Source organism: Pseudarthrobacter sp. LMD1-1-1.1, assembly GCF_040676255.1.
GTDB lineage: Bacteria > Actinomycetota > Actinomycetes > Actinomycetales > Micrococcaceae > Arthrobacter.
This window is the reverse complement of sequence record NZ_JBEGHP010000022.1, coordinates 374,691-395,180: the sequence shown is the minus strand read 5'-3', so window position 1 is coordinate 395,180 and position 20,490 is coordinate 374,691. Positions and strand designations below refer to the sequence as shown.

Genomic DNA, 20,490 nt, shown 5'->3' with positions numbered 1-20,490 from the left:
GTTCTCAGGCGCGTACGTCGAGGGTGATCGTGAGGGGTGTGGTGGAGTCGGGGCCGATTCCGATATCGATCGTGGTCTCGTCCTGCCGGTCCGTCCGTGTGGCGGCGCTCCAGTAGCTCAGCTGTTCGGGTCCGAGCGGGAACGTCAGGGTCCGCAGCTCGCCTGGTCCGAGGGTGATGCGTTGGAATCCTTTGAGTTCGCGGATCGGACGTGAGGAGGCCCCGTGCCGCTGGTGGATATAGAGCTGCGTGACTTCGTCGGCGAAGCGGTCCGAGGTGTTGCGGACATCGACCGAGACGACCGCGGTGTCTCCGACGGTGATGGTGTCACGGTCGATGCGGACCTCCGAATATTCGAAGGTCGCGTAGGAGAGCCCGTGACCGAAGGGGAAAAGCGGCGTGCTTTCCTCTTCGAAGTAGCGGGTCGATTGCTCGTGCGGTTCGAAGGTGCGCTGATGTGCGTAGACGAGGGGTACCTGGCCGACGTGGCGTGGCCAGGTAAACGGCAGCCTGCCCGCCGGGGAGGTCTCTCCGAGCAGTGTCGCAGCCACGGCGTCTCCGCCGCGCGTTCCGGGATACCAGGCCTGTAGGATCGCCGGAACGTTCTCAGAGGCCCAGCGCAGGTCAAGCGGCCGTCCGGAAACGACCACCAGGACGACTGGCGTGCCCGTGGCCAGGACTCTCTCGAGCTGCTCCTGCTGGCGACCAGGCAGGTCCAGGGTTGCGGTCGAGGCCTTTTCTCCCGCCTGGTTCTGCCGCTGACCGACGACTACGACCGCCAAGTCGGCTGCACGGGCAGCTGCGACGGCACGGTCAATTTCGGTGTCGTCGTCCCAGTCCCCGGGGGTCGCAGTGATGGTCGGGTCCGCTTGGTCGAATGGAGAAGGGAATTTACGTTCGAGGATCCCTGCGCCCTGGGCGTAGAGGATATTTTCCTCGCCCAGCCGTGCTTGCAGTCCTTGGAGAATCGTGACGGTTTCTGATGTGTCGTGCTCGAACACCCAGGGTCCGAGCATGTCCCGCTGGCTGTCGGCGAGTTGCCCGATGACGGCCACTGAGGTGAGGCGTTCGGGGGACAACGGCAGGATGTGCCCGGCGTTCTTGAGCAGGACAAGTGACTGGTCGGCGGCGGCGCGGGCCACGTCCCGGTGCTCAGCGGCATCGAGGATCCCGGCAGCGGCGGAGGCATCGGCGAAGGGGTTCTCGAACAGTCCGAGCCGGAATTTCGCTTCGAGTATCCGCCGCACGGCGGCGTCGAGGACGCCTTCGTCGAGATGACCCGCGGTCACCGCGTCAGGGAGGTTGGCGAAGGCGGCGTCGGACATTGCCATTTCCATGTCGAGCCCGGCGGTGATGGCGCGGACCGCCGCATCAGTTTGGTCCTTTGCGAAGTGCTGTGTCTCGAGGGAGCGGACCGCGTTCGCATCGGAGACGACGAAGCCCTTAAAGCCCAGCTCGTGGCGGAGAACGTCTGTCAGCAGCCACCGGTTGGCGGATGCGGGCACGCCGTTGAGGTCCATGTAGGCGCTCATGATGTTGGCCGCTCCGGCGCCGATGGCGGCGCGGAACGGTGGCACGTAGACGTTCCACAGTTCCGAGTCGGAGACCTCGGCATCGTCGTAGTCGCGTCCGCCGCGTGCGGCTCCGTACCCGACAAGGTGCTTGGGCCCGGCCAGCAGGCGGTCCTGCCCCAACTCGCCCTGGAACCCGCGGACCTGTGCGGCGGCGACCGCTGCGCCCAGCACCGGGTCCTCGCCCGCGCCTTCGACGATGCGTCCCCAGCGGGGATCGCGGGCGACATCGATCATGGGCGCGAAGGTCCAGTGGATGCCGACGGCGCGTGCCTCACGGGCGGCGATTGTCTGGGCTTGTTCGATGAGCTCGGGGTTCCAGCTGGCGGCCAGGGCGACCGGGGCAGGGAAGATGGTGCGGAAGCCGTGCACAACGTCGAAACCGAACAGGAGCGGGATTCCCAGGCGGGTTTGCTCGACCGCGATCCGCTGGAGCTTGTTGGTCAGGGCCACGTCCCTGATGAACAGCGCAGAGCCGACGCAGCCTTGCTTCAGCGCCGATTCGACAGCCGCGGGCTGTTCAAGGAACGCGCGGTGTTCGGGAGGCAGGGATTCGATGTCCAGGCCTTCGGGCAGCTCCGGGACGCCGACGTAGAAGTATTGGGTCAGTTGTCCCGCCTTCTCTTCCAGGGTCATCCGTGAAAGGAGGTCATCGATGCGTTCGGGCAGGGCCGCGGAAGCGTCCTGGTAGACGGGGGTGGTCAAAGGTTCCTCCATGGTTTGGGAGCCGGGTGCGTGGTTCAGGTTGCTGCTCACGCCGCGGGTTCCGTGGTGTCACTGACAGTGTGGGTAGGGGTGTAGGTGACCGAATGCAGGTGGATCTCCCCGGTGAGCGCCTCCACCCCGAATACGCGTCCAGTGAATCCTCCGGCGACCTCGGTAGAAAGGTATCGACCGTCGAATGCACCAAATACATGCTCGCCGTCCGTGTCGGATGCCGCGAGTTCGATGAGGTCTGGTTCGAGGGAAACGCCATGTGGGAGAACTTGAGCGGTCTGCGCGCTGATGCGAAGTACAGGCGCCGTTCCGTTGGCGGGAGTCCAGGTGCCGATCGTGTGCTCGAATGGCCCTATGGTGACGGCCGCGGTGACGGTTGCCCCGTCGTACGTCAGTCCGTACCAGTGCCGGTCATCCAGACGCAGTAAGAATCGGCCGCTTCCCTTATCCGCGGTGAAGGATGTCGTGGCGGTCCAGACATTATCGGTCGCCCGGGAGCACAGAAGCGCGCGGCCCTGCCCGGCTTCGGTTTCAACGAGCAAGCCGGCCTCCGGGGAAGGGCGTGTGAAAGATGTCGGGTAACGTCCGACACCGAGCCAGCGTGGATTGAGTAGGGCATCGTCGAAGCGGTCCTCGAAGGTTCGGTCGATGGAGGACGCTGTGTAGCGGCTGTCATCAACAACTGGCCACCCATCAGCCCAGTCAACGCCGACGAGGAAGGTTTCCCGACCATTGACGTGGAACCCCGGGGTTTGGCCGCGAGGGCGGACGCCGAGGTGCACGGCGGCCCAGTTGCCGTCGGCGAGTTGAACGAGGTCGGCGTGGCCTGTGTTCTGGACGGGGTGGGGGAGGCTGCGGTGGCTGAGGATGGGGTTTGACGGCGCCGCTTCGTAGGGGCCCTCGATTTTCCTTGCCCGGGCGATGGTGACAGCGTGGCCGCGTTCGGTTCCTCCCTCCGCCAGGAGGAGGTACCACCAGCCGTCGATACGGTAGAGGTGCGGGCCCTCCGGGAATGAGAGTCCTGTTCCTGACCAGAGTTGCTGGGCAGGCGCGAGGAGGGTTCCGGTTGTCGTGTCGACGGGAGCGGAGCGGATTCCCGGCTCTGCGGGGTTCAGGGAACACCAGGTGACATACGCGGTACCGGATTCGTTCCAGACGATGTCGGGGTCGATGCCGATCGCCTCGGGAACGTAGATGGGGTCGGACCACGGCCCTGCCGGGTCCTGCGCGTGGATGAGGAAGTGTCCGCGTCCGAGGGGGATGTCGTTGACGTTGGTGCCGATGATCCAGAAGGTGCCTTCGTGGTGGCGGATGGTCGGGGCGAAGATGCCGGCGCTTCCGTACCCGTCATGTTCGGCGACCTGTTCGGGCCGGGTCAGTGCGTTCCCGATCTGGGTCCAGTTAACAAGGTCGGTGCTGGTGTGGACGGGCACCCCGGGCAGGTATTCGAAGCTTGAGTTGACCAGGTAGTACGTGTCACCGACCCGGCAAATGGACGGGTCCGGGAAGAACCCGGCGATGACTGGCTGGTCGGTCATGACTGCTCCTTCGTGTCCGGGACGGTGGTCCTGGAAGGGGTGTGGGGGAGGTCGCCGAGCGCCTCCAGGGTTGTGGTGGTACTGCCGTGACGGTCGGAGGAGACGCGCACAGTGACTGTGCCGGGTTCGCCGGTCCCGCGGATCACAGCCAGCGCCCTTCCTCTGTAAGTGCTGTGTTCATCGTCGGCATAGCTCTCCCGAGTGAATGGCGCCGCGCTGGCAAGGCCGATGAGAGAACCAGGCCCGCTGATACTCACGCGGACGTGGTCCTCAGCGACTGCATCAACGATTCCGTCTTCGTCCGCGAGCTCGATCCACACGAAGCAGAGGTCGTCTGCATCCGACAGTTGGTCGCTTTCGGGTCGGAGGGTCAAGTGCAGGTTCCCTGCGGAACGAAGCGAGCTGCGCCCTATTTCCTTACCGCGCAAGTAGGCGATCGCTGTAAGTTCACCTCTTTCGTAGGGAGCACGGAAAGTAGTGAGGAAGTTGACTGACTTACCAGCACGGCGGCGGCCGATGGAGCGCCCGTTGAGCTGCAGCTCCACCTGGTCCCCAGTGGAATACACCTCGATGTCCGCGATTCCCGCCAGGTTGCTCCAGGACCAAGTGGGGAGGGCGTCCGTGGAGAGCCAGGGAGTCTTGTTCGGGCGTTGGCCGGCGCGGTCAAGCGGACGCACCGCGATACCTGGCTGGCTGGTGAGGCCCCAGACTGCGCGGGTGAGGTGAAGTGCCGCCCCGGGTTGTCCGGTGATGTCAAATATTCCGCAACCGGCGAGAACTCCAGGGTAAGGCTTTGCAATGCCTCCGGGTTCGTTTTCGTAGCTCCAGTAGCCAAGCCCGACCTCGCCAAGGTAATCCCATCCGGTCCAGCTGAAGTCGCCGATGACTCCTGGAATGGACGTCACGCGCTTCCATATCGCCGGGAGATCTCCGGGCATGGATTCGCTTCCCACGATCACTCGTTCGGGGTAGCGCCGACGGGCGCCCCGGTATCCTGCGTAGCCGTAGTTGTAACCGGCGACGTCGACGACATCGAACACGTCCCGGGTGGCGCGGGAAGCTGCCGGAAGAGTGGACGCCAGCACCATCAGGCGTCCCATCTTCGCCGTGAGTTGGTTTGCCGCGGTGCTTGTAGCAGGCTTGCGTTCCGGTGGACCGTCCGTTCCGGATGAGGGCTTCGCGCGGGCGGCCATCATCGCCAAGAGCGGGTTGACCGCGATGGTGGTCGGACGTGTCGGGTCCAACTCCCGGAACCGGGCCTGGATTTGCTTCGCCACCTTCACCCCGGGTCCGGTCGCCGACTCGGCGATTTCGTTACCGATGGAATAGAGAATCACCGACGGACGGTTGCGGTCCTTCGCGATCATCGCGGCGACGTCGTCGGGCCAGGCTTCGAGGAAACGGTCGGAGCTGTCATAAGGTGTTTTTTTCTGGAACCAGACGTCGCTCAGTTCGTCCATGACGTAAAGGCCGAGCTCGTCGCAGGCGTCCAGAAACGCCCGGGACAGCGGGTTATGGGCGCTGCGGATCGCATTGAAGCCGGCCTCCTTCAACAGGCGGGCGCGGCGCCTCTCGGCGGGGGCGAAGGTCGCGGCGCCGAGAGGCCCGTTGTCGTGGTGAACGGCTGTGCCTCGTAGGAGCACGGCCTCACCATTGATCCGGAGACCGCTCAGGGCATCGACGTCGATGGTCCGCAGCCCGGTCCGCAGCGTCCGCTCGTCGAGAAGTCCGGTGATCGTTTCGAGGCGGACCCGGACGTCGTGGAGGTTCGGGTGCTCGGCGGACCACAGCCGGGGGGATGCGACGTGCAGCGTGAGCCCGGCAACACCCCCGTCCATGTTTTCCCCCGGATTCTTGTCGACGATCGCTGCGCCGGTGGCGACGGGAGAACCGTCGTAGAGCAGCTCCACCTGGACTGATGCGGCGTCGGGGAGGTCGCCCTCGATGGCCACCGTGATGTCGACCAGGGCTTCACCGACTGTTTGTCCCGACCGCGTGAGGCTGCGGGTCTGCACACGGACACCGTCAGGAGCGATGCGTGTCGTGCCGGAACTTGTCATCCAGACCGGCCGGTAAATACCAGAACCGGTGTACCACCGGCTGTTCGGTGTGCACGAGTTGTCAACGTTTACCTCGATGAGAACCTCCGACTGAGGTAGCAAACATCCGAGGGGGACGGTGAACTCCCGGTACGGGCTCTCGTTCCGTCCGACCTCTGCGCCGTCAACGGAGACACGCGTGCTGCCATAAACTCCCTCGAACGTCAGAGAGTACTCGCAGATGTCGGCGTCGTCAGGCACGGTCCAGCGCTTCCTGTAGGTGTATATGCCGCCGGGGAAGTACCCTCCGTGGTTTCCGGCGCCACCGGACTCGCTTCTTTCCTCCGAGATCATGGCATCGTGTGGAAGCCGGACCTCAATTCCGTTGGAATCATCGGCGCGGTGGAAAGTCCACCCTGAGGTGAAGAGAGTGGTGGTCATCGTAGAACTCCAGGTCGATGGTTGTTAGCTTCCGGGGGATGCCTATCGGACACTCTTGACCTTGGCTTGGACGATGATGCCGCTGATGATGGTCAGCCCTGCAGCAACGAGGAACAGCAGTCCGTAGTTCTTTTCGCCCCCGCTGACGCCGACGAGGATGAGCGGTGCCGCGAGGAGGGGAGCGAGGGCTTGGGCGATTGAGGTTGAATAACCGTTGATTCCAAGGAACCGCCCAGCGTTGGTGTCCCTCTCGGGCAGGACGTTCAGCACAATCGCCTGATCGACCGCGGAGAACACTCCCAAAGCCAGTCCGGTCAATGAAGAGCCGATGATCAGCACCATAAGGTCGCTGCCGCCGAGGGCGAGGATGACGGCGCCTACCGAGTACACAAGGCCCGATCCAAGGACGAAAGTGCGACGGCGCTTGAGCTTATCGGAGAGGAACCCGCCCAGGAGTGCACCCACACCGGTGACGGCAATGCTGATAAGTGACAGGACGACGATGAGCCCACCAATGTCGGCGACTTGGCCTCCAACACTCAGGCGCGAGGCGAAGAACAGCGAGGTGAAGGTTGAGGAGAACGTGACACCTGTCATGAACAACAAACGCGCGAACCAGTTCCACGCGAAGTCCGGGTAGCGCCGCGGGTTGAAGACGAGGCTCCCGAAGACCTTGCCCATACTGAGGCGGTCCTCGAAGACGGCGTCCCGTGTGTCGGGCTCGCTGACGAACACCACCCAGCTCAACAACGCGAGAAGGCCAACAGCACCGGGTACGAGGAAGACGAGGTAGTTGTTGCCGATGAATGCGCTGGCCAGACCGACACCAGCCACGGGCGCGACCATCTGAATAAATCCGGTCAGGCCTGCAACGCGGCCGTACTGCGATTCGGGGAGCCGATCGGCCTGGGACTGGATCAGCGTATTCATGCTGGTGCTCCAGCCGACTGAAGTGATCACCCAGCCGATGAGAAGGACCGGGATGGAGTCCGCCTGCGCGATGACAACCAACCCGGCGAAACCGACGAGGGCAGACCCGATGGAGAAAGGCCTGCGGCGGCCGAAGCGCGACCGGGTGCGGTCGCTCCAAATTCCCACCAGCGGACCGGTGACCGTTGTGACGATCGCGGCAATGCCAATGACGTAGCCGAGCACTTCCACATTCGCAGGGGCGAGCTCCTGAATGCGGAGCGAGAGGGAGAGGCCGATGGGTGCGACCAGTGCAACGTAGGCACCAAACATGGCGATCAGCAGGAAAACAACGTACTTCCGCGGGACCGGTGTACGCACCGATCCGCTCGGCGTCTTTTCGGCCTGGGTTTCCACGGCCAGGGACTGCTGTCCAGGTGAGGTCGAGGTACCGGGCGCCGCAGGCGCTAGGGGATTATCCGACATCATGACTCCTTTGTCGTGTGACCGACAGAACGTCGGCGTAATACAAGTAGTGGGGTAAGTCGCGTGTTAACACGTGATAACGAGTGAACCACCTGAATTATCACGTGTCAATAATGTGGAGTCGCGGGTAGACTCGATCTCAACGAAAGGATGGGCGATGGCTGCAACGAGCGTGGATGTAGCGCGGCGCGCAGGGTTGTCACGAGCAACGGTAAGCCAAGTCCTCAATGGCTACACCCACCGCTTTGCTGCCGAGACGACCGAACGCGTACTCCGGGCAGCCAAAGAGCTGGGGTATGAGCCTTCTGCCGTTGGGCGGATGCTGCGGACGGGCTCGAGTGATTTTGTGGTCGCGCTGATTCCTAATACGACCTTCGGCGGCAACCTCCAGGACATCTTCGACACCGTCACCGAGCTTCTCGCGGAAAAGGGCCTCAGCCTGGTGCTGCACCTGTCGACAAAATCACCGAACTCGCTGGACCGGATCCTCGGCGGCATACTCCCGCGTGCCGTGTTGTCACTCCAGCCATTCACCCCGGAAGAGCTGCGAATTCTTGAGGAAAGGAAAGTCCCAGGATTCGATACGACCGTCGACGGTGATGCCAACTACGACATCGGCCTCCTGCAGGCAGAGCACCTGATCAAGCGTGGGTACCGACGACTTGCCTTCGCTCACCTACAAGACCGCCGATCCGATCCCTACGGCACCGGCCGCGAGAAGGCCGTTGTGGATGCTTGTGCTGCCGCCGGGCTCCCCGCGCCTGACGTTTTCGGGCTGGCGATCGATGCGGTTTCGGCCGACGCGGCCTTGGCTGCCCTTGAGCCCAATACCGGAATCGTCTGCTACAACGACGACGTTGCGATCGCATTAATGACAGCATCAACGCGCCGGCACTGGGTCGTTCCCACCGACGTCGGAATCATAGGCATGGACGACACCCCATTGGCCCGCGTCATGAATCCGCGCCTCACAACCGTGGGATATAACACCGCTGCAGCAGCAAACATGACACTGAAAGCTGCCCTCGCCGCCATTGGAGAGGGCGACTTATTTCCAGCCGTCGATCTCGGACTTCACATCGTGGAAGGTAACTCCTGCTAGCGGGCCTGCTCTCGCAAGAGGTAGCCCTGCGGCACAGTGTAGGGACCGCAGCTGAGGTTACCCTCGGAAGAAACGCGCGGACTGGAACCCGTGAAGGGCGCTCTCCCTACCTCTTACTAGAGAGTCGATAACGGATATCCCGTCAACTAGCTATCGGGTCAGGGCCCAGGGGGGCAGAAACCGGAGGAGTGTCTCCTACCCGCCGCACCCGTCCAGGTTCTCGGAGATCGCCTCGCCGAAGAGTCGCATTGGACGACCAGACAGACAACGCGGGGCCACTTGCGGACGCCGAACGGCCGGCCTCACCTGCACTGGAAACTCGAAGCAATGATCGGCGTGGCGTCAGAATAGGGCGAAATGCGCGTTTTATTGACAGTCGCTCATGACGTTCTCAAATCCCACCCTGACAGTCGAATGGCAGGAAACCGAGGTGCGGTAGCCCGAGAATCATCGAAATAGGCCAAAGAACCGGGACTCGATGAGACTCGCTTGCAGCAGGAGCTGACGAAGTCCCTCTTGTGGCTCGACAGGTGTCTGAGAACAAGACCGAAGCCTCACCGGCAGGTGAATCCTCCCTTGTGAGACCGCCTTTACGTAAGGCTGGGGTGTACTTCAAGGAGTCAATGAGGCTAGTCTGGCCCTCACCTAGGTAACTGCCTGCCGTAACGCGATGGTCCGCGAACAGCGGGACGTGAAGCCTGCCGTGCTGCTGGTCACCAATATTTGCGGCTGCCAGTTTGATCCGAACTCGTCGACCTTCGGATCAAGCTGGCACCGGCTTTGTTGACCCCGGCGCGGTCGTATCTAATGAAGCGACGCAACAAATTTTAGGATGGCGCTGCTCATTGCGTCCGGGCGCTCCGGGGCGAGGGCATGCCCTGCTCCAGGGACGACTTCCACGGTCACTCGATCACCGAGCAGCGGACGATAGACGTTCGGAATCACGACAGCGTCACAGGCGGCTTGTAGGTCAAGGATGGGAACATTTCCCCCAGTGAAGTACTCATCCACCGGTGTATTGTCCCTCGCAAAAGCCTGCATTTCATGCGTTGGCCAAGACCAGCCATCCAGCCAGACCCGAGGATTGTTGCCAGGTGCAAAGAAGGCTGCCTTGAGGCAGCGGATCCGTTCTTCCTCGGGGAGCGCAGGGTTTCCTGCGCCGTCGATCTCTGCGCGCAACCGTCTGTAGGGCTTCTCCTGAAGGGTTTCCGGGACCTTACCTGCAGATGAGGCGGCAAGAACGAGGGCCCGCACCAAGTCAGGCCTTTTTACTGCAAGCATGCGGGCTGGTTGGCTGCCGAAGGCGTGTCCCACCACGACGGCTGCCGTTACGGTGAGGTGATCGAGAACCGCGGCGACGTCCTCTGCCAGGTCGTGCATGCTGAGTCCCTGCATCGGACCGCTGCTGCCGCCGATGCCGCGAGGTTGAGGTCTTATAACCATGTGACCGGCCGCAGCAAGGAGGCCAGCTACTTCGTCGTAGTCTGTGGCTCCTCTCCCAAGCGAGGGCAGGATTACTATAGGTTTCCCTGTCCCCTGAATAAGCGTGGTGATGAGTTTGTCCTTGTACTCGGTTCTTTCAGTGAAAACCTGGTTCTTCCGGGCTCCGGCTTGTTTCGTCATTATTTAGGCCTTCTTCCTTGGATGCTGCAGCCAAGCAAGGCAAGGGTTTAATGCAGCGGCGATTTGTGAATGTATTGGTCGTGGACTCGTAACTGAGACCGAGGTCCGTTTGATTGGGATTGCCGTATGTTCGGCACGTCCGGTTCTGTCCACCTACGTCGAAGGTGGACAGAACCGGTCTAACTTCGGCGGGCCTCGTTCAAAGAGGCGGCGATCACGATGAGTCGGTCAAAGGCATCAGCGCTTGCGGATCCGTGTGCCCTAAACGTTGCTGGGTGTCTCACGTTGGGAGCCGGGTCAGGATGTCTCCGGTTGCCGGCTCGCGGCTAGCCCATGAAGCTGAAGGTCTTCTTCCAAAGTGCGGCGTCCTTGTCGGCGTATTTGGCGAAGTCATCCTCCGTGTAGAGATGGAACTGAGGGGAGTTGGCCTTAGGGAGCTGATACTGACCGGTCTTCACCGGGTCCAGGTCCGTGCGCGAAGGGGCGAATCCTTGTGCCGCAGCGAAACGCTGGGCTGATTTTGACATCGTCCAATTCATGAAGACCTGTGCAGCGGGGCTCTTTTCGCCCGTTGGTGTCAGGCCGAGCACACCGGCTGACGCTGAAACGCCTTTTTCCGGGACAACGATTTTAATGGGAGCTCCGGAGACTTCTGTGGCAAATGCGTTGTCGAAGCTCACCGCGGCGATGCTGATTTCGCCTCGGGCGAGGGCACTTATCTGCGTTGCTGTCGAATCATATACTTTTGGCGCGTTTGCCACCTCGGCTTGCAGAAACTCCGGACCGAAAGTGCTGAGCAGGAAATGGACCAGGGCGTTGATTGAGCCACCTGAGGTAATGGCCGTCTCGCCCAATTGCCCCTTGTACTTGGGGTCGGTAAGGTCCTCCCATTTGGTGGGTTGGTCTTGCGTGATGACCGCGGAGTTGTACGCCATGGCCTTGACCAGGTAGTAGCAATTGACAAACTTGTCGCTGACCCAGGCCTTGTCCTCTTGGAGTTTGTCGTAGGAGGGGGTCCGGTAAGGAACGTAGATGTTCTTGTCAGCCAGATTACGGGCGAGACGAACGTCTGTCAGGCGGATCACTCCGGCGCCGAGCTTGCCGGTACTAAACTCCGATTGGGCGCGTTCGGCGAGCGGGTTGGACCCGAGCCTCGTAAGGTCGACGGGTATCCCGGTTTCGGCCAGAAAGCGCGCGTCTGTCAGGTCCTCCGCCTCTTTGCCGATTCCTGAATAGAGCTGGACCCTGTCATTTTTCGCCGCCTCGTAGAGGCCCTTGTCCGCGATCAGTTCGCCGTCGATGCGCAGACCATCTGAAGTATCAATGACTGGCATCGGCAGCAATTGTCCAGTGGAGGTGTCGCCTGCGCTGGCGGCTCCCTCATCGCTTGCGCACCCAGCAAGGGATGCGGTGAGTCCTAACGCCAGTATCGCGGCTGTGAATTGTTTGCGCATAGAGGTACCTATTTCTGTAAGTCAGTATGTTTGCAAGGGCATAGGTGCGTCGGCGCCTGGGCGGGAACGATTTGTAATCGTTGAAACCGTTCCAGGCCGACGGGAACGCGTAACAATGAACGCGGGGTCCGAATATTGAGCCGTGGGAATCTTGTCCTACGGCAGCTTCTGTCTTGCAAAGCGTCCGCTTTTTGGTTTGGCGACCCATGGCCCTCTGAAGTTGAAGGGCATATCGACTTCGGCAGTGTCGGCCTTGCGGTCCACCAAGACGTCGAGAGCTGGTACAGCGTGACCGACGACGAGACCGCGCTTGAACTCGGCTTCGAGCACACCAGGGGTATCTGTTGCCCGGATGGACAGCCCGCCACACCGGTCACGATCGTGTGGGAAATTGACGGGCGCAATCAGCATCTGGATCAGCTGGATGAACCCCGTACCTCCCAGGGCAAGCCCGGCTCCAAACGCCCGGATCACGAGCGCTGACGAGAGCATCGAGGACGATGGCCACGGTGACCGTTATGTGGAGGCGCCGCCGGGAAGCTGACTTAGGAGCACTTGCCCGCGATCCACTCGTCTATGACCTTGTACGACAGGCGTGCGATTGTTTGCCCGTCGTGCAAAATGTAGCCACTATCACGTTAAGGTGTCAACCCTCCCACTTCCACTGCTCCTGGACCACGACTATCGGACCTGTCAGGGTCGCCGTCAGAAGAATTACGCACGATTGCCTATCCCAGGCTTCTGGGCGGCTACAGAACCGCACTTTGGGATGCTCCTTGAGCTGATGGGTACGCTTCCCCGCGGCCGTCCTCATAGGAGAGGATTTAGTGAATTTCCCGTAGGTGTCGCTGATCGTTTGGGTTTGACTGGTTTTGCGCGGTTCGCGATGACCACGATGGTCAAGCCGGCGAGTGTGAGTGCTGCGCTGGTGAGGAAGATGCCTCGCTGACCCAGTCCTGTCAGGGAGCCGACGGCGATGATGGGCCCGGAGACGATGGCGCCTATCCGACGGGTGTTCATGTACAGGCCGGTGGAGAGTCCTGGCTGCGGGATCATCTGCTGGAACAGGGGCAAACCTACTCCGGAGATACCAGCGAAGGACCAGGCATTCAGCAGTTGCAGCGCAAGTAATGGCAGGGGACCTGTTACTGCGCTCAGACCAAGGTAGTAGCAGATTCCCGCGATGCAGCTGCTGATAATCAGGCCTAGTTGCGAAAAGCGGTATGTGAGCCGGCCGACAAGGAGCAGGGCTGGCACTTCAAGAGCAGCAGCGACCCCGAGGGCGATGCCGGCCCACATCACGTCCATCTGCAGCGTGTCCGTCACGTAGATGGTCATGACGGTCATAGCGGTGGCGTTGGTTGCTTGTAGCAGGACGAAAGCGGCGGTAATGAGTGCGATGGCAAGCCGGCTCACGGACGGTTCGGCTGATGCGGCGGCCTTTGATGCTTCGACCCCCGCACCATCGCCCGCCCGGGTGGCTGCGGCGCGGGCCTTGATCATGAAGGCCGTTGCAGCCACGTTGAGAACTGCGACCGCAGCAATGGCCAGCAGAATAGCCCGGTTGCCGAACGAGCCCATGATGAAGGTTGCCACGGGAGGACCTGCCACCCAGGCCACCGAAATAATCGCGCGGGTATTTATTACATCGGATGGGCGGCCACCTGAGTGCCGGAGTTGGGCGAACAGAAGCGAGCTTCCCACGCCCGCTGGTCCGCCGATAACCACAAGGGCGACGGTTGCGATGGGCAGAGTTGTTGCGAAGCCCAGAACTACAGCCAGGAGCATCGTGAGGGCTCCGCAGGCCAGCATCGGGCCCAAATAGTCGCTCTTCCTGTCCGCGTAGGCGGGCAGCAGCAATGAGGCGACGAACCCGCCGACGTTATAGATGCCGAGTACCCAGCCCACCTCGGCGGTCGTGGCCCCGTAGAGATTGACAAGGATCAGCGCCAGTGCAGGGCTGAGGAAGGCCAGTTGAAGGCCCCACAGCAGGGCCGAGGATGGCACGAGTAGCTTATGCACGGGCTGATTCTTTCGCAGTGCGCTCTGAGCGGTCGGATGGAACCCGGTCGGCGCGCGGACCTGATCCTGGGTGGGGGTTATGGGCGTGCGAATATTTTGGGGGCTCTCGCCGTCCGGTACCGTGTGCCTCCACTGCTTGATCGGCTTACCGGGACGAGAATTCCTGGCGGTCGTCGGTGCCGGAGGCCCTCAAATCGGGTTCTTGTTCCCGGATTGCTGCTGCATGTTCGATATGGGCTGCGGTAAGTGCGCCAGCGGCCTTTGCGTCGTTTTGTTCGATGGCTTCCAGGATCTGGTCGTGCTCTGCTTGTAGCTTGGCCGCATCCTCGGGGGACCGCCAAATCGTGGTGCCGGGGGTAAAACGGGACCATAGGAGTTCGATGTGCTGGAGGACCAGGGGAGACGAGAGCTCGTATATAGCGAAGTGGAATTCCCGGTTCATCTGCGAAAGTTCCGCCGGAGTGGCGCTTTGAGAGGCAAGTGCGCTCTGGATGACCGCGTGCTTTTCCCGGATGCGGGCAAGCCCGGCTGGGGTCATCCTCTCAACGGCCATCTCGGCAGCTACTGCTTCCGCGGCGGCCCGCAGCCGGTACAGGTCGCGGGCGCTGTCTGGGTTGAGCTCACGGACGGTGGCGCCCTTGTGCGGGGAGTAGGTGATGACACCGTCTGACTCGAGCATGCGGAGAGCCTCGCGGACAGGTGTCGCGCTGACGCCATACCTCTTGGCCAAGACGGTCTGCTTGATGAGTTCACCTGGTCGGATAACGCCGTTCGCGACGTCGTCCTTCAGGCGGTCGGCTACATAGGCGGTTCGGCTCTTGGGTAAAGCCACTTCTTCAGCTCCGTTGATCACGGCAGTCCCTTCCCTCGGCAGAAACGACCGGATCAGTCTGTTTTCTGTACTTCATAGTGTGTCAGTTGTGGCGTCGATACTGGAAGCTTTTAAAGATTTCCTATTGATCATCGACAACACTCTATAGAGTATGTAATGTGGCTCACAACGTTAGTGAGCGCAACGAAGCCTCGCAGTGCTTCCAAAGTTTGTGCTTGCTGTCCCGTTCCGTTCTTAGAGAAGTGGAGAGCAAACCGATGGATCAGACGCGATTGACACTGGATGTGGCCGAGTGGGTCGTGGACCAGCAGAAGCGAAGGCTTCCGGAGCATGTTGATCATCATGTTCGCCGGATGATCCTTGACCACCTCGCAGGAGTGGTCGCCAGCTCTGTTGGCCCCGTTGCAGCGACGGTTAATGCGCACGTTCAGCGGACCTATCCCGGGGCATCTGCCACGGCCATTGGGTTTGGCCGGTCATCGACCTTGGGAGCGGCAGTCCTGAACGGCATGAACGGCCATGGCATCGAAGCAGATGAGGGGTACACGCCCGGCAGCATGCACCCCACTTCCGCAATTCTGCCCGCGGTGTTTGCTGTGGCACAGGAACGTGAGGCGCCGGCGGACAGGGTCCTTCTCGCAGCAGCCATCGGCATGGAACTCTCTTGCAGAATCGCCGCCGCCGGCCACCCCGCGACACGGAACAACCACTTCCATAACACCGCCATCGCCGGGGTCCTCGGCGCGGCTGCGGCGGTAAGCGTACTCCTGGAACTGGACGTGAATGGTGTTGCCAACGCACTGGGAATTGCCGGTTCCCATGCCGGGGGTTTGTTCGAGTTCCTCGGACAATCAGCGGAAATCAAACGGGTTCACCCAGGCAAAGCGGCCCGTGACGGCATAGTCAGCGCCGACCTTGCCCTTGCCGGGTTGACGGGCCCGACCACCGTTTTGGAAGGCACCGACGGCTATTTCGCGGCCTTCGCCGGAAGCCCGGGCACCGACTGGTTCCCCAGCACCGTCCGGGACGGCCTGGGGGAGAAGTGGGTGATTCTGCAGACGTACGTGAAGCCGTATCCTTGCTGCCGGCACCTCCACGGAGCCATCGACGCCGTCCTGGCCCTCGGCCGCCAGCACGGGATCAACCCGGATGAGGTGGAGTCGGTCGAGATTGGCACTTTCACCATCGCTACCCGCCATGCGGGTAAAAAGGCCGACAACACGCTCCAGGCCCAGCTGAGTCTGCCTTTCACCGTTGCTGTTGCCCTGCTGCGTGGCAATGTCACCCTGACCGACTTCGATGAAGCGACCAGGGCGAACCCGGCCGTACACGCTTTGATGGACAAGGTCAGCGTGTATTTGGACGAAGCCGCGGACAACGCCTATCCCAAGAACGGCCGTCCCGCTGAGGTCACCATTCAGCTCAAGGACGGCACGCGCTTGACCCACCGGGTCGAATACCCCTACGGCGAGCCAGCCAATCCCATGACTGACGCAGACCTTGAAGGAAAAGTCCAGGCCCTTACGGAACCGGTCATCGGGATTGCCGGCGCCAAGCGGCTCATCGAAGCTGCATGGGGTTTCTCCGGGCTCGATTTCCTGGATGACATCGATAGCGCCATAACGTCCGCCCCCGCCGCGGTCAGCGGCTGAAAAGCAGCGAAGAGATAAGGATTCCCCATGGAAGTCAAGGTCAAGAACCTCCACCTCGCTTACGGGCACTACACCGCCATCCGAAACCTGGACCTGACCATCCCTGACGGTCAATCCGTGGTCCTTTTGGGACAGTCGGGATGCGGAAAGACAACTACCATGCGTTCCATCGCCGGTTTGGAAAGCCCCACCTCGGGCACGATCTCCATCGGCGGCAAGATCGTCTTTGATGGCGCGAGCTCCAAGGTCGTCCCAGCGTTCAAGCGCAACGTCGGCATGGTCTTCCAGTCGTATGCCGTCTGGCCCCATAAAACCGTCCTGGAAAACGTCGCGTTCCCACTAAAGATGAAGGGCGTAGGCCGCGCGGATCAGCGCAAACAAGCGCTCGAAGTTCTGGACGTCGTCGGTCTGGCCCACCTTGCCGACCGAGGCGCCAGCATGCTCAGCGGTGGACAAATGCAGCGCGTTGCCCTCGCCCGCTCCATGGCCATGTCACCCAGCGTGCTGCTGCTCGATGAACCGCTGTCCAACCTCGATGCCAGGCTGCGGGACGAGTTACGGGTTGAACTCCGCAGAATCCAGGTGGAGCGGGGACTTACCAGCCTTTATGTCACCCACGACCAGCAGGAAGCCCTTGCGCTGGCAGACCGCATCGCCATCATGCAGGAAGGCCGCATTACCCAACTCGGAACCCCCGAGGAAATCTACGGGTCCCCGGCCAGCGCATCCATTGCTTCCTTTCTGGGTGTCACCAACGTCTTCCCGGTGGAATCAGCATCGACCCCGCACAGTGTGAAACTCCGCGGACACGACATGGTTTTGCGCACTGAACGTCCAGGTGTGGACCTGCCCTCGAGCGTCTGCATCCGGCCCGAAGACATCCTCGTCAGCAGCGGTCTGGCCCATATGGAGGACCCGTTCTCCAGCACCGTTAACACGTTTAGCGGAACAGTTGACGTCGCTGTATTCCAAGGGTCTTCCCTACGTTGCAGAATTACCCTTTCGACGGGAATCAGTGTGGACGCTGTGTGTCCGCCTGACGGGTCGCTGGCCGCGGGCGCCCCGGTACGGGTGCGCATTGATCCGGCCAACGTGCTTGTCCTCCCGGATGATGTACGTGAACCCAGCTCAGAATTGGTCGCAGCATGAGCGCCCTCCTGGATCCGGCACCGCCGGTAGCAGCCCCACCTGCACCAGCGCCAAAACGGCTCCGCCGCGGAAAAATCGACGGGCGGGGCAGAATGGCGAGCATTCCCCTTCTGCTGCTCGTAGGATTCCTTGTACTGGTGCCGGCGGGATTCATCCTTCTGGCTGCCGTAAGTAAAGACGTCCCCCGCCCGGGAAGCATCAACTTCGACCTTACCCTGCAGAACTTTTCCGTTCTGGTCGAGGGCGGCGTGCTGGGCGCGGCCCTTAACTCAGTAGTGATTGCTGCCTTCTCCACCGCAGCCGCTCTTGTGATCGGCGGTTTCCTCGCATTCCTGTGCGCGCGGACCAACATACCGCTGAAGGCCTTCGTGTTTCTGATCGGCCTGATGCCAATATTCCTTCCCTCCTATGTAGGTGCTTTGTCCTGGGCGATCCTCGGGAGCCCAAAGGTGGGCCTGCTCAACGTCGCGGCACGCGACATCGGGTGGAACCTGCCGATCAACGTCTACTCGATGCCCGGCGTCATCCTGGTCATGGCCATGTACTACGCCCCCTACGCATTCCTGCTGATCCACGGTGCGATGTCGCTGATGAACCCCGATCTGGAGGATGCCGCAGGAGTCCACGGGGGCTCCACCTGGAAGACCATCCGTTCGGTCACACTTCCGCTGGCCCTTCCCGCCATCCTGGGCTCAGGGCTTCTGATTTTCATCCACGTTCTTGAAAATTTCCCGGTCTCGCAGGTACTGGCGACCCCGGGCCAGATCGATACCCTACCGACCTTCATCTACAGGCTGATCAACACCACCCCCTCACGCGGCAACGAGGCCGCCGTTGTCTCCATAGCCCTGGTCGCCGCCGTCATCGTCATCACGCTGATTCAGCGCCGAATCTTGGCCGGACGCTCATTCACCACAGTCTCCGGCAAGGGCGTCAAGGCCCGAACCCTGAGTCTGGGCCGCTTCAGGATCCCGGCCCTCCTGGCAGCCATCCTGTATTTTCTGATCGCCATTGTCTTGCCGGTACTGGCGCTGCTGCTCTCCGCTGTCCGCACCTCGCCCTACATGCAGTCGTTCACCAGTCTCACCAAACCTGGCGCGTTCGATTTCTCCTCGTTCACCCACGTTGTGACGTCGGACCTTTTTGCTAAGGCAACAACGAACAGTATTTTCGTCGCAGTACTGGCAGCCGCAGGCGGGACCGCGCTGGCGTTCGTCGTCGGCTACACGGTCTACCGCACTAAGGCTGTGGCCCGGGGAGCTTTGGAATCACTGTCAATGGTGCCCCTTGCGATTCCTGCTGTCGTCCTTGGCGTGGGGTTGCTGTGGACCTGGCTGGTCATGCCCGTCCCGCTGTACGGGACACTCTGGGTTCTGGTCATTGGCTTCATTGTGGTGCAAATGCCCCAGGCATTCCGTGGCATCGCCTCTGCCATCCAGGCCACAGATAGAGACCTCGAAGACAGCGCTGTGCTGCTCGGTGCCCACCGGTTCCGGGCGATAACGGCAGTTACCCTTCCGCTGCTGCGCGTGTCGGTGTCCTCAACCTTTCTTCTGCTGCTGATGCTCAGCATGCGCGAAATCACCGTGCCCTTGTTCCTCTACACAACAGACACGCGCATCCTCTCCATCGCCATCTACGACCTTTTTGAAAATGGCGGCGCGTTGAGGGACGCAGCGGCAACAGCGCTTATCTACTGCCTGATCATGTTCGTCCTGAGTTTCCTGCCCCGCCTGTTTGGAGCCAAGCGGGCTCCCGCCGGCGTATAACTTCCCCCTCGATTTCACAGAAAGTAGTCCCATGCGCAAGACGATGACCACAATCATCCTTACCCTCGGCCTGGCCGCGTCCCTTTCCGGCTGCGGAGGCACATCGACCGCGGCAAAGGACGCCCCCGGGGCCGAACTGCTTCCCATGCCGGTAGTGGACACTACCGATGGGCTCCGCATTGACGGCGAACTAATCGCCGACAAGACGCTCTACGACGCCGCAAAGAACGACACGGTGAAGCTGTACTCGGGCACCGGCAAAGAAGCCGAAGACCTCACGGACGCGCGATTCTCCGCGGAGACGGGAATCAACGTAGATCTCACCCGGCTGCCGACGAACAAGCTCTCTGAGCGCGCCCTTTCCGAAGCCGGTGCAGGGAAACTGGAAGCTGGCCTGATCCGGCTCACCGACGTCCGGATCGCCCGGCAGTTCACCGACAAAAAGATCTTCGTCCCCTACCGCACACCCGCCCACGACATCCTCGCGGCGCAGAACCCACACATGTCGGACACATTCGTGAACTGCTACTACTTCATGATCGCGATGGGCTACAACACCGCCGCGATCGACCAGGACCCGCCCACCAAGTGGGAAGACCTCAACGACCCCAAATACAAGGGAAAACTGGGAATTGACGCAATCACCACCGGAGGGACCCTCAACGCCCTCGCTCATTTCCAGATCAGCACCTTCGGTCCGCAATACCTCGAAGCCCAAAGCCAGCAGCAACCCCGGATCTTCGACAGCACAGCAACCCAGGTTGACGCCCTGGCCCGCGGCGAAATCACCATCGCACCCGTGAGCTTCAACAACGCCTTCGCCACCCAACTGTCCGGCGCCCCGATCAAGCTCGTCATCCCTGAAAAGGGAGTATCCGCCTCTGAAGGCGTGCTGGGCATGACTCCGAAAGGACTGCAGAGCCCCGCGGCCCAGGTGTTCATGAACTGGACCATGTCCAAGGCCGGCCAGCGTTTCGCCGGCGCCCAGGGATTTGCCCCCTCGCGCACCGACATCGATCCCGTGAAAGCCGGCGAATACGAACTCCCGAAGGCCGACTCGCCCCGGTTCCACCTCTTCACGGAAGAAGACTTCGCCCGTTACGCAGACGCCGACGAACAAGTCTGGAAGCGCGCCTTCAACTACGTGGGCTAGCCAGCACAAGCGCGCAGTGACGAACCACCAGCAC

At 61.7% G+C, this 20,490-nt stretch carries 14 protein-coding genes; 6 read left to right on the top strand and 8 right to left on the bottom strand.

The genetic code is table 11. The features are described from left to right. Positions 1-4 precede the first annotated feature (4 nt). Genes MRBLMD1_RS12350 through MRBLMD1_RS12335 form a run of 4 tightly spaced genes read right to left on the bottom strand, consistent with a single transcriptional unit; the run spans position 5 to position 7,700 of the window. The gene (locus MRBLMD1_RS12350; RefSeq protein ID WP_364399966.1) at positions 5-2,326 is read right to left on the bottom strand and encodes a glycoside hydrolase family 3 N-terminal domain-containing protein; all 2,322 of its coding nucleotides are present in this window, start codon (positions 2,324-2,326) and stop codon (positions 5-7) included. Beyond that, on the bottom strand, positions 2,323-3,825 hold the full coding sequence (locus tag MRBLMD1_RS12345; protein WP_364399963.1) for a glycoside hydrolase family 43 protein: 1,503 nt from the start codon (positions 3,823-3,825) through the stop codon (positions 2,323-2,325). The genes MRBLMD1_RS12350 and MRBLMD1_RS12345 overlap by 4 nt, the downstream gene beginning before the upstream one ends. Continuing rightward, positions 3,822-6,305 (bottom strand): glycoside hydrolase family 2 TIM barrel-domain containing protein, encoded by a 2,484-nt coding sequence (locus tag MRBLMD1_RS12340; protein WP_364399960.1) that lies wholly within the window; start codon positions 6,303-6,305, stop codon positions 3,822-3,824. Before MRBLMD1_RS12340 ends, MRBLMD1_RS12345 begins: the two co-directional genes overlap by 4 nt. Before the next feature lie 42 nt (positions 6,306-6,347). Continuing rightward, on the bottom strand, positions 6,348-7,700 hold the full coding sequence (locus MRBLMD1_RS12335) for an MFS transporter (RefSeq protein WP_364399957.1): 1,353 nt from the start codon (positions 7,698-7,700) through the stop codon (positions 6,348-6,350). Between the two features lie 157 nt (positions 7,701-7,857). On the opposite strand from MRBLMD1_RS12335, the gene MRBLMD1_RS12330 reads away from it, so the two are divergent. Beyond that, on the top strand, positions 7,858-8,802 hold the full coding sequence (locus tag MRBLMD1_RS12330; RefSeq protein ID WP_364399955.1) for a LacI family DNA-binding transcriptional regulator: 945 nt from the start codon (positions 7,858-7,860) through the stop codon (positions 8,800-8,802). A gap of 804 nt (positions 8,803-9,606) precedes the next feature. Here the strand turns inward: MRBLMD1_RS12330 and MRBLMD1_RS12325 are convergent. Further along, positions 9,607-10,425, bottom strand: a complete 819-nt coding sequence (locus tag MRBLMD1_RS12325; protein WP_364399952.1) for an alpha/beta fold hydrolase — start codon at positions 10,423-10,425, stop codon at positions 9,607-9,609. Positions 10,426-10,751: 326 nt separating this feature from the next. After that, positions 10,752-11,879, bottom strand: a complete 1,128-nt coding sequence (locus tag MRBLMD1_RS12320) for an ABC transporter substrate-binding protein (RefSeq protein ID WP_364399949.1) — start codon at positions 11,877-11,879, stop codon at positions 10,752-10,754. Between the two features lie 288 nt (positions 11,880-12,167). Here MRBLMD1_RS12320 and MRBLMD1_RS12315 point away from each other — a divergent pair, with 288 nt between their 5' ends. Continuing rightward, positions 12,168-12,362 (top strand): hypothetical protein, encoded by a 195-nt coding sequence (locus MRBLMD1_RS12315; RefSeq protein ID WP_364399946.1) that lies wholly within the window; start codon positions 12,168-12,170, stop codon positions 12,360-12,362. 327 nt (positions 12,363-12,689) lie between these two features. On the opposite strand, the gene MRBLMD1_RS12310 is transcribed toward MRBLMD1_RS12315, so the two are convergent. Both MRBLMD1_RS12310 and MRBLMD1_RS12305 read right to left on the bottom strand, forming a co-directional pair. After that, complete coding sequence (locus MRBLMD1_RS12310) at positions 12,690-13,901, bottom strand: MFS transporter (RefSeq protein WP_364399943.1); 1,212 nt, start codon at positions 13,899-13,901, stop codon at positions 12,690-12,692. Positions 13,902-14,046: 145 nt separating this feature from the next. Next, the gene (locus MRBLMD1_RS12305; protein ID WP_364399940.1) at positions 14,047-14,754 is read right to left on the bottom strand and encodes a GntR family transcriptional regulator; all 708 of its coding nucleotides are present in this window, start codon (positions 14,752-14,754) and stop codon (positions 14,047-14,049) included. Between the two features lie 236 nt (positions 14,755-14,990). Here MRBLMD1_RS12305 and MRBLMD1_RS12300 point away from each other — a divergent pair, with 236 nt between their 5' ends. The 4 genes from MRBLMD1_RS12300 to MRBLMD1_RS12285 all read left to right on the top strand — a co-directional run bounded on the left by MRBLMD1_RS12300 (position 14,991) and on the right by MRBLMD1_RS12285 (position 20,456). Further along, positions 14,991-16,385: an MmgE/PrpD family protein gene (locus MRBLMD1_RS12300; protein WP_364399937.1), complete on the top strand. Its 1,395-nt coding sequence runs from the start codon at positions 14,991-14,993 to the stop codon at positions 16,383-16,385. A gap of 27 nt (positions 16,386-16,412) precedes the next feature. After that, entirely contained in the window at positions 16,413-17,534 is a 1,122-nt protein-coding gene (locus tag MRBLMD1_RS12295; protein WP_364399934.1) for an ABC transporter ATP-binding protein, read from the top strand. A 92-nt stretch (positions 17,535-17,626) separates the two neighbouring features. Further along, a complete protein-coding gene (locus MRBLMD1_RS12290; protein ID WP_364399931.1) occupies positions 17,627-19,303 on the top strand; it encodes an ABC transporter permease in 1,677 nt (558 codons plus the stop codon). A 31-nt stretch (positions 19,304-19,334) separates the two neighbouring features. After that, positions 19,335-20,456, top strand: coding sequence for an ABC transporter substrate-binding protein (locus MRBLMD1_RS12285; RefSeq protein WP_364399928.1), 1,122 nt, complete (start codon positions 19,335-19,337; stop codon positions 20,454-20,456). The last annotated feature ends 34 nt before the right edge of the window (positions 20,457-20,490 follow it).